The sequence below is a fragment of the Saccharomonospora amisosensis genome (assembly GCF_011761185.1).
Taxonomy (GTDB): Bacteria; Actinomycetota; Actinomycetes; order Mycobacteriales; family Pseudonocardiaceae; genus Saccharomonospora_A; species Saccharomonospora_A amisosensis.
Window position 1 is genome coordinate 1,849,794 of sequence record NZ_JAAOYM010000001.1, and the last position, 13,799, is coordinate 1,863,592.

12 protein-coding genes and 1 tRNA gene are annotated in these 13,799 nt (G+C 68.7%); 7 read left to right on the plus strand and 6 right to left on the minus strand.

Annotated features, from left to right (window positions below; translation table 11 throughout):
• Positions 1-16 precede the first annotated feature (16 nt).
• The 3 genes from FHU38_RS08975 to FHU38_RS08985 are packed head-to-tail and all read left to right on the plus strand — an operon-like array spanning position 17 to position 3,542.
• Positions 17-541, plus strand: a complete 525-nt coding sequence (locus FHU38_RS08975; RefSeq protein ID WP_167168840.1) for a PadR family transcriptional regulator — start codon at positions 17-19, stop codon at positions 539-541.
• Positions 538-1,218, plus strand: a complete 681-nt coding sequence (locus tag FHU38_RS08980) for an ABC transporter ATP-binding protein (protein WP_167168843.1) — start codon at positions 538-540, stop codon at positions 1,216-1,218. The genes FHU38_RS08975 and FHU38_RS08980 overlap by 4 nt, the downstream gene beginning before the upstream one ends.
• Positions 1,215-3,542, plus strand: a complete 2,328-nt coding sequence (locus FHU38_RS08985) for an FtsX-like permease family protein (protein ID WP_167168847.1) — start codon at positions 1,215-1,217, stop codon at positions 3,540-3,542. The genes FHU38_RS08980 and FHU38_RS08985 overlap by 4 nt, the downstream gene beginning before the upstream one ends.
• Before the next feature lie 167 nt (positions 3,543-3,709).
• On the opposite strand, the gene FHU38_RS08990 is transcribed toward FHU38_RS08985, so the two are convergent.
• Positions 3,710-4,363 carry a TetR/AcrR family transcriptional regulator gene (locus FHU38_RS08990; protein WP_167168849.1) on the minus strand — a complete coding sequence of 218 codons (654 nt, stop codon included), beginning with the start codon at positions 4,361-4,363 and terminating at the stop codon, positions 3,710-3,712.
• Between the two features lie 77 nt (positions 4,364-4,440).
• On the opposite strand from FHU38_RS08990, the gene FHU38_RS08995 reads away from it, so the two are divergent.
• Together FHU38_RS08995 and FHU38_RS09000 are read left to right on the plus strand one after the other, a co-directional pair.
• Positions 4,441-6,210, plus strand: coding sequence for an ABC transporter ATP-binding protein (locus tag FHU38_RS08995; protein WP_167168852.1), 1,770 nt, complete (start codon positions 4,441-4,443; stop codon positions 6,208-6,210).
• Entirely contained in the window at positions 6,207-7,997 is a 1,791-nt protein-coding gene (locus FHU38_RS09000; RefSeq protein ID WP_167168856.1) for an ABC transporter ATP-binding protein, read from the plus strand. The genes FHU38_RS08995 and FHU38_RS09000 overlap by 4 nt, the downstream gene beginning before the upstream one ends.
• 193 nt (positions 7,998-8,190) lie before the next feature.
• Here FHU38_RS09000 and FHU38_RS09005 read toward each other — a convergent pair whose 3' ends face one another.
• Complete coding sequence (locus FHU38_RS09005; protein ID WP_167168860.1) at positions 8,191-8,502, minus strand: hypothetical protein; 312 nt, start codon at positions 8,500-8,502, stop codon at positions 8,191-8,193.
• Positions 8,503-8,816: 314 nt separating this feature from the next.
• Positions 8,817-8,890 (minus strand) — tRNA-Leu (locus FHU38_RS09015).
• 194 nt (positions 8,891-9,084) lie between these two features.
• Here FHU38_RS09015 and FHU38_RS09020 point away from each other — a divergent pair.
• On the plus strand, positions 9,085-9,699 hold the full coding sequence (locus FHU38_RS09020) for an ANTAR domain-containing response regulator (RefSeq protein WP_167168863.1): 615 nt from the start codon (positions 9,085-9,087) through the stop codon (positions 9,697-9,699).
• A gap of 16 nt (positions 9,700-9,715) precedes the next feature.
• Here the strand turns inward: FHU38_RS09020 and FHU38_RS09025 are convergent, their stop codons facing one another.
• Entirely contained in the window at positions 9,716-11,419 is a 1,704-nt protein-coding gene (locus FHU38_RS09025; RefSeq protein ID WP_167168866.1) for a hypothetical protein, read from the minus strand.
• Between the two features lie 158 nt (positions 11,420-11,577).
• Between FHU38_RS09025 and FHU38_RS09030 the strand changes: the two genes are divergently transcribed.
• Positions 11,578-12,381, plus strand: coding sequence for an alpha/beta hydrolase family protein (locus FHU38_RS09030; RefSeq protein WP_167168869.1), 804 nt, complete (start codon positions 11,578-11,580; stop codon positions 12,379-12,381).
• Here FHU38_RS09030 and FHU38_RS09035 read toward each other — a convergent pair.
• Entirely contained in the window at positions 12,350-13,312 is a 963-nt protein-coding gene (locus FHU38_RS09035) for a LysR family transcriptional regulator (protein WP_167168872.1), read from the minus strand. The genes FHU38_RS09030 and FHU38_RS09035 overlap by 32 nt on opposite strands.
• 21 nt (positions 13,313-13,333) lie before the next feature.
• Complete coding sequence (locus FHU38_RS09040) at positions 13,334-13,777, minus strand: PaaI family thioesterase (RefSeq protein ID WP_167168875.1); 444 nt, start codon at positions 13,775-13,777, stop codon at positions 13,334-13,336.
• Between the last annotated feature and the right edge of the window lie 22 nt (positions 13,778-13,799).

Below are 13,799 nucleotides of genomic sequence, written 5' to 3' on the forward strand. Positions count from 1 at the left end.
GACCGAAGGGGAACGGATGTCGGTATCACGAACACTGCTGGCTCTGCTCGAGCCGGGACCACGCCACGGATACGACCTGAAACGGGCATACGACGGGCACTTCGCGCACGGCAGGCAGCTCGCTTACGGCCAGGTGTACTCGACGCTTTCCCGGCTGCTGCGCAACGGCCTCGTCGAGGAGGCGGGGGTCGAACACGGCGCGGGTCCCGACCGCAAGCGCTACACGATCACCGACGCCGGGGTCACCGACGTCGCGCAGTGGTTGGCCACACCGGAGGATCCGGAGCCGTACCTGCAGAACACGCTTTACACCAAGGTCGTACTCGCGCTGCTGTCCGGCCGCAGCGCGCAGGACATTCTGGACACACAGCGCGCCGCCCACCTCAAGGAAATGCGCGAGCTGACCAGACGCAAGAAGGACGGCGACCTCGCCGACCAGCTCATCTGCGACCATGCCCTGTTTCACCTCGAGGCCGACCTGCGGTGGCTCGAACTGACCGCCGCGCGCCTCGACCAGCTCGCCAAGGAGGTGCGCTCATGAGTGACGTGCTGCTGGCAGCGTCGGAGCTGCACAAGACGTTCGGCCGTACAGCGGCATTGCGGGGAGCGGGCGTTCGCGTGCACGCGGGCGAGGTGTTGGCCGTGATGGGGCCGTCCGGCTCGGGCAAGTCCACGCTGTTGCACTGCCTCGCGGGCATCATCGCGCCCGACAGCGGCACGATCACCTACGGCGGCAAGGACATGGTCGCCATGAGCGATGCCGAACGCAGTGCGCTGCGGCGTACGGAGTTCGGCTTCGTATTCCAGTTCGGACAGCTGGTTCCCGAGCTGACCTGCCTTGAGAACGTGGCTTTGCCGCTGCGGCTTTCCGGCATGAAACGTAAAGCCGCCGAGGCCAGAGCGCGCCAGTGGCTGGAACGCCTTGAGGTCGGCGACCTCGGCCAGCGCAGGCCCGGTGATGTTTCCGGCGGGCAGGGGCAGCGCGTCGCCGTGGCCAGGGCGCTGGTGACCACGCCGAAGGTGGTGTTCGCCGACGAGCCGACCGGCGCGCTCGACTCGCTCAACGGCGAGCTGGTGATGGGTCTGCTCACCGATGCGGCTCGCGAGACCAGCGCGGCCGTCGTGCTGGTCACTCACGAGCCGAGGGTCGCCGCTCACTCCGACAGGGAGATCGTGGTTCGCGACGGCGTGGTCAAAGACCGGGAACTGGTCGCATGATCCGCGATCTCCTGCTGGGGCTTCGGCTGGCCGTCGGGGGCGGCCGGATGTCAGGTCAGGCCCTACTCCGACTCGCGATGACCACGTTCGGCGTCGCCCTCGTGGTGGCGATCCTGCTGCCCGCCGCGTCGGCGAACAGCCTCGCCGACGCGCGAGATGCCCGCGAGGCCGCCCGCGCTCCGATAACGGAACCTCAGCCCGGCGTCGATCCGCTCTACGAGCGCGGTTGGTACGTCAACGCGGGTGAGCAGCAGCTGAGCGCTACCATCCTCGCACCGGCAGGGCCGCGCGCACCGGTGCCGCCAGGTCTGGACCGGCTGCCTCGACCGGGGGAGGTGATGGCATCGCCCTCGGCAGCCGACTTCCTGAACAGCGAGGAGGGCGCGGCGGTCAAGGCGCACCTCGGCGGCGGGATCGTAGGCGAGGTCGGCAAGGCCGGGCTCAACATGGCCAACGACAAGGTCGTCTTCGTCGGTGCGAAGGCGAGCGAGTTGGCGGACGACCCTGATATGTACCGGGTCTACGGCTTCGGCGTCGCGCCGACCTCGGGAGAGCTGGACCTGGCGGTCGCGGTGCTGATCGCGCCGCTTGCGGTGGTACTCCTGCTGCCGCTGCTGGTGTTCGTCACCACGGCCTCGCGCATGGGTGCGGCGGAACGGGAACGCAGGCTCGCCGCGTTGCGGTTGGTGGGCCTGAGCAGCAAGCAGGTCAGGCGGGTCGCCGCGGGCGAGGCGCTGGTCGGCGCGGTCGCGGGGCTGGCGCTGGGGGCGGGGTTGTTCGTCGCGCTGCGCCCGCTCGTGGGTGACATCGAACTGTTCGGCGCGCAGTTCTTCGCCGAGGACTTCGTGCCGCCGTGGCAGCTGGTCGTCCTGATCGCGTTGCTCGTTCCGGGACTGGCCGTGGGCGCGGCGATCTTCGGGCTGCGTCACACCGTGGTGGAACCACTCGGTGTGGTCCGGCGGGGCAAGCAGCGGCAACGCCGAACGTGGTGGCGTTGGACGATCACCGGCGTCGGGGCGCTTACCATGGCCCTGACGTTCCTGTTCGCGCCACACGACAACCCCGAGTTCGTCAGCACCGCGCTGGCGGTCGGCAGCGGTCTGGTGCTGATCGGTGTGGCGGCACTGCTGCCGTGGGCGGTGGAACGGTTGGTGTCGCGGCTGCGCGGTGGCCCGGCATCGTGGCAGCTCGCGGTGCGCAGGCTGCAGCTTGAGGGCGGCACAGCGAGCCGCGTCGTGTCGGGACTGGTCGTCGTGCTGGCGGGCTCGATCCTGATCCAGACCGTGGTCGGTTCCGTGAGCACGAACGAAGGCGGGTACTGGGAACCCCGGCAGCCGCCCGCGGCGCAGCTCATGCTCGAGCAATCCGAGACCGTCAAGGTGTCGGGGCTGATGCGCGACGATCCGGCGATCAGCGACGTGCGCGCGGTGAGTCGGACCTCGGTTGCCCCCGAAGGCGCACCGGACAGTGCGATCGGCGCCACGATCGGTGACTGCAAATCGTTGGCGACCTTGGCCAAGTTGGGGTCCTGCGCGGACGGCGACGTGTTCGTCGTCAGTGCCAGGGCCGAATACGGAATGTCGAGCCCACAGCCAGGTCCGGTGCGATTCGTGCAGTACCCGGAAGGTTCCGACGAGCCCGTATACGGCGACCGCTGGTCCATCCCGGACACCGCGAAGTACATTCCGGTGGAGCAGGCGACGCTGGTCAACTCCGGGACCGTCCTGGCCACGCCCGGTGCGCTCGGTCAAGCCCGAGTTCCGGTTCCGGACCGCGATCGGTTCCTGCTCGTGTGGGGATCCGGTGACGACAGAGCGGCCCTGACGGCAGCGACCGAGATCACCGTGGGCGTGGTGAGCCAGCCGAGATGGACGGTTTACATCTCGCCCGACCCGTCACGGCTGACGTGGATGTCGGACGCGGACAGTGCGCTGCGGACCATGCGCAGCATCCTGCTCATGATGTCGCTGTTCGTACTGGCGGTCGCGGCGCTGTCGCTGCTGCTGCTGTCGATCGAGCAGATCGCGGAGCGCAGGCGACCGCTGGCGGCGCTGTCGGCATCCGGTGTTCCACTGTCGGTACTGGCGCGGGGATCGCTGTGGCAGAACGCGATCCCGGTTGCCATTGGCGTCGGGCTGGCGGTCGTCGCCGGGCTCGGGATCACGTGGCCCACGCTGCGCTATGCCGGTCTGGAGTTCAGCCTGGACGCCGGCCTGATCGGCATCGTCTGTGGTGGCGCTGTGATCGCGGTGCTGGCGGCGACGGCGTTGAGCCTGCCGATGCTGCGCCAGGTGACCAAACTGGACGGTCTTCGCTCGGAATGAGGATGGGGTGGTGCGGTGGCGTCGGGGGCTGCCGCACCACCGGAGTTGCCGACCGCATGGCACGGCCGGGCACCGATCGCGGCGCCGTACCCGGCGAGACTCGGGGATGTCATCACCGTGGTGGGTGTGGCAGTGGATCCGCGAAGCTTGCGACTGCTCGTGTCTCGTCAGTCGCCCGACGATGCCGGGCGGCGCAGCGTGTCTCCGAGGCCGCGCTCCAGCCAGCGGAAGGCGTGCCTGGTCACGGTCACGGCGTCGGGGTACACGTCGTCGGGTTTCTCGCCCGCACTGACCCGCCGTCCGATCTCGGCGATCACCACCTGCTGGGCGCCGAGGATCTGGGTCGCCATGAGCTCGGCGGAAAGTGCGGATGCGCCTTCCTCCACCAGCGCGGTGGCGAGGAGTTGCCGGCTTTGCTCCCGGTACTGCATCTGCCGTACCGCCAGAGCCGGGGTAGTCCGCACGAGCCGTTGGATACGTGGGATGTCGGGATGATCGGTCAGCCCGGTCATGGGTTGGCGCTCGGCCAGTGCCGTGAGCAGGTACTCGCGAATCGCAGCATGTGGTGTTTGCCCTGGTGGCCGTTCGCGGACGACCGTGGCGGGCTCGGTGATGTGGTGTTTGCCTGACCCCAGGACCAGATCTTCCTTGACTTCGAAGTAGTTGAAGACCGTCTTCTTGGAGACCTGCGCGGCCGCGGCGATCTCCGCGACCTGCACGTTGTCGAAGCCACGCTCCTCGAACAGGTCGAGCGCGACGGTCGCCAGCAGGCGGCGGGTGGTGACCTTCTTGCGCTCGCGCAGGCCCCGCTGCTCAACCATGGGCGAAGCCTACCAGGTAGAAAAATATATCAAGAGAAAATTTACACCCAGTATAAAACCCTGCTACGTTCGCTCGTATGAGTTCGCCGAGCGGCTCCGCGCCGTCGTTAGCCCTCCTGCCCTGGCTTCGTTCGAGGCTGCGCCCTCACCACGTGACCATCATTGGCACGGCCGCTCTCCAGCTGGTGCAGGCGTTGGGCATGCTGTATCTGCCAACGCTCAATGCCGACATCGTCGACCACGGTGTGGTCACCGGCGACATCGGCCACGTGCTCGGCCGCGGCGGTCTGATGCTTGCCGCGACCCTGGCGCAGGTGGCGTGTGCAGCGGGCGCGACGTATCTGGGAGCGCGGGTGGCGATGGGGCTGGGCGGTGATCTACGCGCGGCACTGTTCGCCAAGGCGGAGACCTTCTCCGTCCGGGAGGTGCACCACTTCGGCGCGGCATCGCTGCTGACCCGCTCCACCAACGACGTGCAGCAGGTGCAGCTGCTGGTGTTCACGACGCTGGCCATGCTGCTGCCCGCCCCGTTCATGGCGGCGGGTGGGATCGCGCTGGCCGCGCAGCAGGACGTGCCGCTGTCCGTAGTTGTCGTCGTCGCGATCCCGGTCGCGGTGGCGGTGATCGGGTTGTTGATCCGCCGGATTGTTCCGCTGTCGCGGATCATGCAGGGCTACCTCGACGCCGTCAACCGGGTGATGCGTGAGCAGATCATCGGTATCAGGGTGATCCGGGCGTTCGTGCGCGACGTCCACGAGCAGCGCCGGTTCGCGGCCGCCAGCACCGATCTGATGGAGGTCGGTATCCGGATGGGGCGGCTGCAGGCGTACTTCGGCGCTACGTCGATGCTCATCGCCAACCTCGCCGCCGTCGCCGTGGTGGCGGTCGGCGGTCCCCGCATCGTCGATGGTGGGCTGCGGGTCGGGTCGCTGATCGCGTTCCTGAACTACCTGAGCCTGATCCTGGGCGCCGTCATGATGGGCATGAGTGTGTTCATGATGGTGCCGCGCGCGAAGGTCAGCGCCGGGCGGATCGATGAGGTGCTCGGCACCGGCCCGAGCCTGGCCGAGCCCACAGTGCCGGTCTCGCCGGCCGCGCTACGTGGCAACCTGGACCTCGCGGAGGTCACGTTCGGCTACCCCGGGGCTGAGGAGCCCGTCGTGCGTGGCGTTGACCTGATCGCCCGGCCCGGCCAGACCACAGCGATCATCGGGCTTACCGGTAGCGGCAAGACCACGCTGATCAATCTGGCCGCCCGGTTGCTGGACGTAGACAGTGGCGCGGTGACTGTCGATGGAGTTGATGTCCGGAGGATGGATCGCCGCACCTTGACGGCTACGGTCGGCCTGGTTTCGCAGCGGGCTTACTTGTTCTCCGGGACGATCGCGGACAATCTCCGTTACGGCGACCCCGGCGCGAGTGACGACGAGTTGTGGCACGCGCTGGATGTCGCGCAGGCCGCCGAATTCGTGCGCGCCATGCCCCAGGGGCTCGGTACGAGGGTCGGCCAGGGCGGCAGCACGGTCTCCGGCGGCCAACGGCAGCGCCTGGCGATTGCCAGGGTGCTGCTCGCCAGGCCGCGGATCTACCTGTTCGACGACGCGTTCGCCGCGCTCGACAACGCTACCGACGCGGCGTTGCGTGCCGCTCTGGACCGTGAGGTCGGCGACGCCAGCAGGGTGGTCGTGGCCCAACGGGTGTCCACCATCCGTAATGCCGAACGCATCGTGGTGCTCGATGCCGGCCGGATCGAAGCCGTAGGCACACACGAGGAACTGCTCACCAGCAGCGGCACCTACGCCCAGATCGTCCGATCGCAACTCGCCGCCAGGGAGGCCATCGCATGACGTCCCCTCAGCCGACCCTCGATCGGCCGGCCAGCGTGTCCCGGACCGCGTCGCGGTTGGTACGCCAGATGCGTCCGGACCGGGTCCGGCTAGGACTGATCGTGGCGCTCGCCGTGGTCGGCATGGGCGCGATGGTCACCACGCCGGCACTGCTCGGTGCCGCTACGGATACGGTCATCACCGGAATCCGTCGCGGGAAGGTCGACTTTGGTGCGGTGGCGACGCTTCTGGTGTTCACCGGAGCGCTGGCCGCGCTGTCCTGGCTGTGCACGGTGACGCAGGGGCGGCTGATCGCCACAGTGGTGCAGCGCTTGGCTTTCCGGCTCCGTGAACGTACCGACACGATTCTCGCGCGACTTCCGCTGAGCTACTTCGATACCAGGCCCCGCGGTGACATACTGTCGCGGGCCACCAACGACATCGACAACCTCGCACAAACCGTCCAGCAGCTGGCCAACCGCCTGCTGTCCTCGTTGTTCCTGTTCGTCGGGTCGCTGGTGATGATGCTGCGGATCTCGTGGCTGCTGGCCGCGATCGCGGTGGCGACGCTCCCGGTGGTCCTGTGGACGACCCGGGCCATCGCGCGACGCAGCCGGCCTCAGTTCGCGCGGCAGTGGGCGGCAACCGGAGCGTTGAACGGTCACCTCGAAGAGGTCTATTCCGGACACTCGCTTGTCACCGCGTTCGGCCGGTGGCCACAAGCCAAGACCACCTTCAACGCCCACAACGACGACCTACGCGCGACCAGCATCAGGGCGCAGTTCTACTCCGGGCTCATCGCGCCCGCCATGACCTTCCTCGGAAATCTCAACTACGTACTCGTAGCTGTCGTTGGTGGGCTGCGAGTTGCCACCAGTTCGCTGTCCATCGGGGACATGCAGGCGTTCATCCAGTACGTCATGCAACTCAATCAGCCGATCACGACAATCGCCTCGCTGGCAGGCCAGATCCAGTCCGCGTTCGCCTCCGCCGAACGGGTCTTCGACCTGCACGATGCCGAGCCGCAACGGCCGGATCCGGTTCGCTCGCAGCGGCCCGCCACCGTCACCGGTGCGGTGGAGTTCAGCGGGGTGTCCTTTCGCTACCGCAAGGACACCCCGCTGATCGAGAACCTGTCCTTGAGCGTGCGTCCAGGACGGACGGTCGCGATCGTCGGCCCCACCGGGGCAGGCAAGACTACGCTGGTGAACCTGCTGTTGCGGTTCTACGAACTTGACGCCGGGACCATCACCGTCGACGGCGTGGACATCACCGCCATGTCCCGCGACGATCTCCGGACACGCATCGGGATGGTGCTGCAGGACACGTGGCTTTGCGGCGGCACCATCGCCGACAACATCGCCTACGGGCGGCCGGGCGCTAGCCGCGAGGAGATCGTCGCGGCCGCGAGCGCCGTGCACGCGGACCATCTGATTCGCACCATGCCCGACGGTTACGACACGGTGATCGACGACGAAGGTGACAGCCTGTCAGCCGGCGAGCGCCAGCTGATCACGATCGCCCGCGCATTTCTCATCGATCCCGCGATCCTCGTACTCGACGAAGCGACAAGCTCGGTGGACACCCGCACCGAAATGCTCGTCCAGCAGGGCATGACCGCCCTGCGTCGCGGCCGCACAAGCTTCGTGATCGCCCACCGCCTTTCCACCATCAGCGATGCCGACGTCATCCTCGTTATGCACGACGGTCGCATCGTCGAGCAAGGTGATCATCATGAGCTGCTCGCCGCCGACGGTGCCTACACACGGCTCTACCGTGCCCAGTCCGCGGTGAGCCCTGCCGGCTGAAGGCGAGGAGTCGTGGCCGGCCACCGGTGCGGGGTTTGCGCCGATCCAACCCCACGTCCGCCGGCCCGTGCACCGCAGCTCACGTACGCGGGGTGGGGGACCGTGGGCAACGCGGCGGCCGGTGGTCGTAGCGAACCCGCGCTCCCGGCTGACGCATGTGCGCCCGCGCCGCTGGCCTGGCATGAAGCACCGGCTACGCGAGCGGCCAGCGAGCCTTCCGAGTGGCTGTCGGAGACGAGTGGTCGGGGGCAGCGAGGTGGGCGCGGACGTCGGCGGTGTTGATCTCCTCGATCTGACTGATGTCGTGGTCGGTGAGGATGGTCAGGGCGAGTCGCCAGTGGTGGAGTGCTTCTTCGGGGCGGTCGAGGGTGCGGTGTGTGGCGGCGATCGCGGCGTGTGCGCGGGCCAGGTCCGTGGGTTGGTCCAGGGCGGTGGCCTGTTCGTGATGGGTGAGTGCATCGAGGTGGTCGCCGGTGGCTTGGCGGGTGAGGCCGAGCCCGAGCACGGCTTCGAGTTGGCCGTTGCGGTCGCCGCTGGTACGCGTGCGGTCGAGGACGCTTGCCGAGCACCGAGGCGTACCCGGCCTCGGTCAGCGCACTCGGTTGCCGTCCTGCACCAGATCTTCGCCAAGGTCATCGCGGGCCAAGAGGACGCCGCTCGCGACCGGATCGGCCGAGCCCTCGGTCTCCAGTCAGGCGAGGGCCGGTCCACACATGGTCCACAGACACCGGGCGACGACGGCCACAGCGAGACACCACAAGATCGGCCCCTCACCGTGTTGTTCCTGGTGCGGGGCCGTTTCTGCGTGGTGTGGGAGGGTGCCCCCGGTGCGACTCGAACGCACACTGGACGGATTTTGAGTCCGCTGCCTCTGCCGATTGGGCTACGGGGGCCGTAGATCGACACTTTACTCGGCGTGCACCAGCCTCTAACATTCGGGGCGTCGCGGGCGGGCTGCCCGGCTGGGTTTCTGTGTGCTTACCTTACGTGGCGAACGCCATCCTCTACGATGCCGCGTTTACCGGTAGCCTCTCGGTAGCGGCATGCCGCGTCCCCAACCCGCCGAATCGCCTTCAGGAGGACCCCGGTGACCGAAACGGCTACCGAGGCCAACGGTGTCGTCACCGAACCGCAGCGTCGCGTACTCGTCGCAGAGGACGAGGCCCTGATCCGGCTCGATCTCGTGGAGATGCTTCGCGAGGAGGGCTACGAGGTGGTCGGCGAGGCCGGTGACGGTGAGGAAGCCATCAAGCTCGCGGGTGACCTCAAGCCCGACCTCGTCATTCTCGACGTCAAGATGCCCAAGCTCGACGGGATCGAGGCCGCGGCCAAGATCACCGGCGACCGCATCGCCCCCGTCGTGATCCTTACCGCCTTCAGCCAGCGTGACCTCATCGAGCGCGCCCGCGAGGCAGGGACCATGGCTTACCTGGTGAAGCCGTTCGCCAAGCGCGACCTGGTGCCCGCCATCGAGCTCGCGGTGAGCCGGTTCGCCGAGTTGCAGGCGCTGGAGTCCGAGGTCGCCGGCCTCACCGACCGCCTGGAGACCCGCAAGCTCATCGACCGCGCCAAAGGCCTGCTGATGACCAATCAGGGCCTGACCGAGCCCGACGCGTTCCGCTGGATCCAGCGCGCCGCCATGGACCGCAGGACCACGATGAAGGCGGTTGCCGAGGCCGTGATCGACAACATCGGCAAGTAGGTCCCGGTCCGGCGGTTCAGCGATCGACCACCTTGAACGCCGCCTTCCTCGCGGCCTTGGCCACCTTCTTGTCCGGGTGGTGGCGGCCGATGAGCGTCAACGTCTCGTGCACGCCGGGATGCTCCAGCCGCCACAGCCGCTCGAAGACCTCCTCGGCGTCCGGCGGCACGGATTCGGCAAGGTACTCGGCCAACTCCTCTGGCCGATAGGCCTCGTCGACACCGGTGAGCGAGTCGGCGAGCAGCCACGCGACGTCGTCCGGCTGCAACTCCAGTTCCGGGGCGGCCCCGACCAGCTCTGCCAGTTCCTGCTTGGAGTAGGGCCGTAGCGTGGGGTCGACGAGCGCCGCGCGCCAGCCGTCGAGCGCCGCTTCGCCAAGGCGCGCGGCCAGCGCCGTCGCAGCGACCCGGGTCGACGGTCGTGTCGCGGCCGAAGCGACCTCCAGCAGCTCGAGGGCCGCGGCTCGTGGCTCGCGCGAGGCCAGCCACGGCTCCCATTCCGCTTCCAGCAGTTCCTCACTGCCTTCCGCTCCCACCGACACCACGTCGGCCGCCGTCATCTCCGATGCTGGAGGCAGCAACGGCACCTCGACACCGGACTGCGACACCTGCTCCCACATGGCGTGCAGCCCCAGCGGTGTCAGCCGCACGAGCTCACCGTCGTCCTCACCGTCGATCTCGACAGCGCCGAGTTCGGCCAGCCGCCCGTACAGCACCGCCGCGGGGTCGCCGTGGTCGCGCACCCACTCCTGCCACACCCCATCGGCCTCGGTCGGCGGCAGGTCGGCCACCGCCGCCTCACGGACCAGCTCGCTCAGCCCTGCCAAGGGAATTCCCGCCTCGCGCGCGAGGAACAAGGCCATGAAGGAAAGCCCGGCGGCAGAGAACTCCAGCCTGCTGTCGTCGGCCCGTTCCTGGTCGGTCAGCAGGCTGCGGCCGAGCAGCGAGGCCAGCGCGAACTGCCACAACCGCAGCGCGTCATCGTCGTCGGTCTCGACCCAGCCGTCGACCTCCTCGGTGGCGGCCACCATATCGACCCCGACCTCGAGGAACCCGATTTCCTCACCGAGGTCCCACAACTGGGCCAGCTCGGCACGGTCCACCCCGAGTTCGCCCGCGACCGCGGCGGCGTCGTCGGCGGTCAGGTCCCCGTCGCCGGACAACTCCCTGCCGTCACCGACCCAGGCGGCGAACCGGCGGGCACGGTCGAGCAGCGGACTGCACCGCGCCGCACGCGCGAGCTCGGGCTCCGGCGGCAGCCGCAGCGGTGGCAGCCGGTCGGGCAGCCCGAACACCTCCCGCAGGTCGAGTTCGTCCTCCACGCCGTCCAGTTCGGCAAGCTCCGCCTCGGTCAGCTCGTCGTCCAGACTGAACAGTTCGGCGTCGTCCGCGCCCGCGGTCAGCACCGTGGGGGCCACCTCGTCCACCTCGCCGCGCAGCCCCAGCGCCTGCTCACTGGTAAGCCTGCCGGTGTCGACCGCGAAGTCCAGCAACCCGTACACCGCCAGCAGCACATCGGGTATCCGCTCGGGTTCGACCTCGTCCGGGCAGATGTCGAGCAGTAGGTCGGCAAGGTCACCTTCCTCGAGCTCGCGAGGGTCGATGACCCCGAACTCGGTCGACAGCAGCTCCAGCACCGTTTCGGCGGCGCCCGGCTCGCGGCCCGCGGCTCGCGCCCAGCGCCGGAACTCGCCTGCGACCATGGTGTCCTCGCTCGCCATCACGCAAGGCTATCGGCCGACTGCGACATGTCGAAGCCGCGGGGCGAACACCAGTCACAACTGTCGGGTGTGACCGCCGCCGTCATAGCTGTTGGACACCGCCACGGCCAGCGGGTCTGCTTGGGGATGACAGCCCGGCGACGACGAAAGGACCTGAAATGCCTGACCGTGGACCGATGCGAGGAACGGCCGCGGGTGTGCCGTTCGTGGCACTGCCGCCCGCCGACGACAGGACTGCCGCGCCACTGGTCGTGGCATGGCACCTGATGTCCCCGCCTCGCAGCGAGCAAGCCATGTCGGCCGCGCTTCCCATGGCGGGCCTGGCCGCCTGGCGGGTGTATCTCGGGTTGCCGATGTCCGGGGAACGCGCACCCGCGGCTGGGGAGGAGGAGTTCTTCAGACTCGCGGCGCAGGACTACGTGCTCAATGTGGCCGAACCCGTCACCGAGCAAGCAGCGGCGGAGTTCCCGGCCGTGGTCGCCGAACTGCGGCAGCGGCTCTCGGCGGCGGACACCCCGGTCGGTGTGCTCGGTGGTTCGGCGGGCGCGACGGTGGCGCTGGAGGTCATGGCTCGCCAGGACGTGCCGGTCGACGCCGCCGCGCTGGTCAGTCCGGTGACACAGCTGGCGCCCGCGGTAGCGGCGAACGAGCGCAACTACGGAGTGACCTATCACTGGAGCGAGCGGTCGCGCGCGGTCGCGCGGCGATACGACTTCGTGCGCAGAGCCGAGGAGTTGACCGGGCACGTGCTGCTCGTGGTCGGCGAGCGCGACGACATCGCGTTTCGCGAACCCGCCTCGGCGCTGCGCGACGCGCTGGGTGAGCGCGCACGGCTGGTGGTGATCCCGGGAATGGAGCACGCGCTGGCCGAGGAGCCGGGCATCGAACAGGCCCCGCAGACCGAGCATGCGGCGCTCGTGGACGCCGAGGTCACCGAATGGTTCCGCGCGCGTCTTGGATGACGTCAGGTAGCCAGCAGCGGGCCGGGTCGTGCTCGCGCCATCCCTCGGCCCGGCTCGTTCGTTCGGCCAGTTCCAACAGCCTGGCCAGCGCCGGGCGGGGCCTGCCCTTGCGCCACACGATCGACCACGGGAACAGCGGTACGGGCCGAAACGGCAGCAGCCGCAGGTTGAGGTCGGGCGACAACTCCATGTCGGCACCGGCCAGGGTCACCCTGAGCTTGCCGTAGCGGGTCTGCTCGAGGGTGTGCCGCAGGTCGTAGCTGATTCCGGATTGGTCCAGCGGGACACCGAAGTGCTCGCTCATGCGATGCAGGAAGCCCAGCCACTCGGGCGGGCCTGCCAGCGACGGCAGCCAGATGCCCTCCTCCCGCAGGTCGGCCATGGTCAACTCGTCGTGCCGCGCCAGCGGGTGCTCGGGCGCGAGCAGCGCGACCAGCGGCTCCAGCCGCACCAGCCGGTGGGTCAACTCCGAGGGCAGTTCCCGGTCCAGGTCGTGCACCCGGCCGAAAGCGGCGTCCACATCGCCGCGCAGCAGCGGCTCGATCGCGTTGCCGAGGCCGCCCCGCCAGCCACGGGTGACCCGAAGTTGACCGTCCCGCTCGGCCATCCTGCGCAGCAGGAACATCGGCGAGAGCCGGTTGTCGAGCAGGTCGAGTCGTACGGGTGCGTCGGTATCGGACAGTGCGGCCACCGCGGCGTCGGCACGTTCCAGCAGGTCACGTGCGTGGGGCAGGAAGCGCCTTCCCTCGTCGGTGAGTTCGACCGCGCGGTTGGTGCGTACGAACAGCGCCACCCCGAGGGCGTTCTCCAGCCTTCCGATTCGTTTGGACATTGCCTGCTGGCTCAGGTGCAGCCGCCGCGCGGCGCCGGTGAAGCTCGTCAACTCGGCCGCGACGGCGAACGCGCGCACCTGTGCCAGGTCGAGGTCCACGATGGCGAACCGGCCCCCGCGCTAGCCGGTCGGCGGCTTGTCCCGCACGATGCAGGTAAGCCGGGCGGTGCAGGTACGCCTGCCGGACTCGTCGGTGATGACGATATCGGCGGTGATGGTGCCGCGCCCTACGTGCAGCGGAGTGGCAACCCCGGTGACGAGGCCCTTCACCGCGGCACGGTGGTGGGTGCAGGACAGTTCCAGCCCCATGGTGGCGCGGCCCGCGCCCGCGTTCAGCGCGGCGACTGTCGAACCGAGGGCCTCGGCCAGCACCGCGTTCGCGCCGCCGTGCAGTAACCCGTACGGCTGAAGGTTGCCCGCGACGGGCATCGTGCCGACCACCCGCTCGGCACTCAGTTCGACGAAGGTGAGCCCCACTTTGTCGTTGAGTTGCTGCTCCGCGACCTCGGGGTTGATCCCCGCGAGCTGCTCGCGGATCTGCTCTTCGGACACGTGCTCGGTCACCCACTGCTCCTTGTTCGACGTG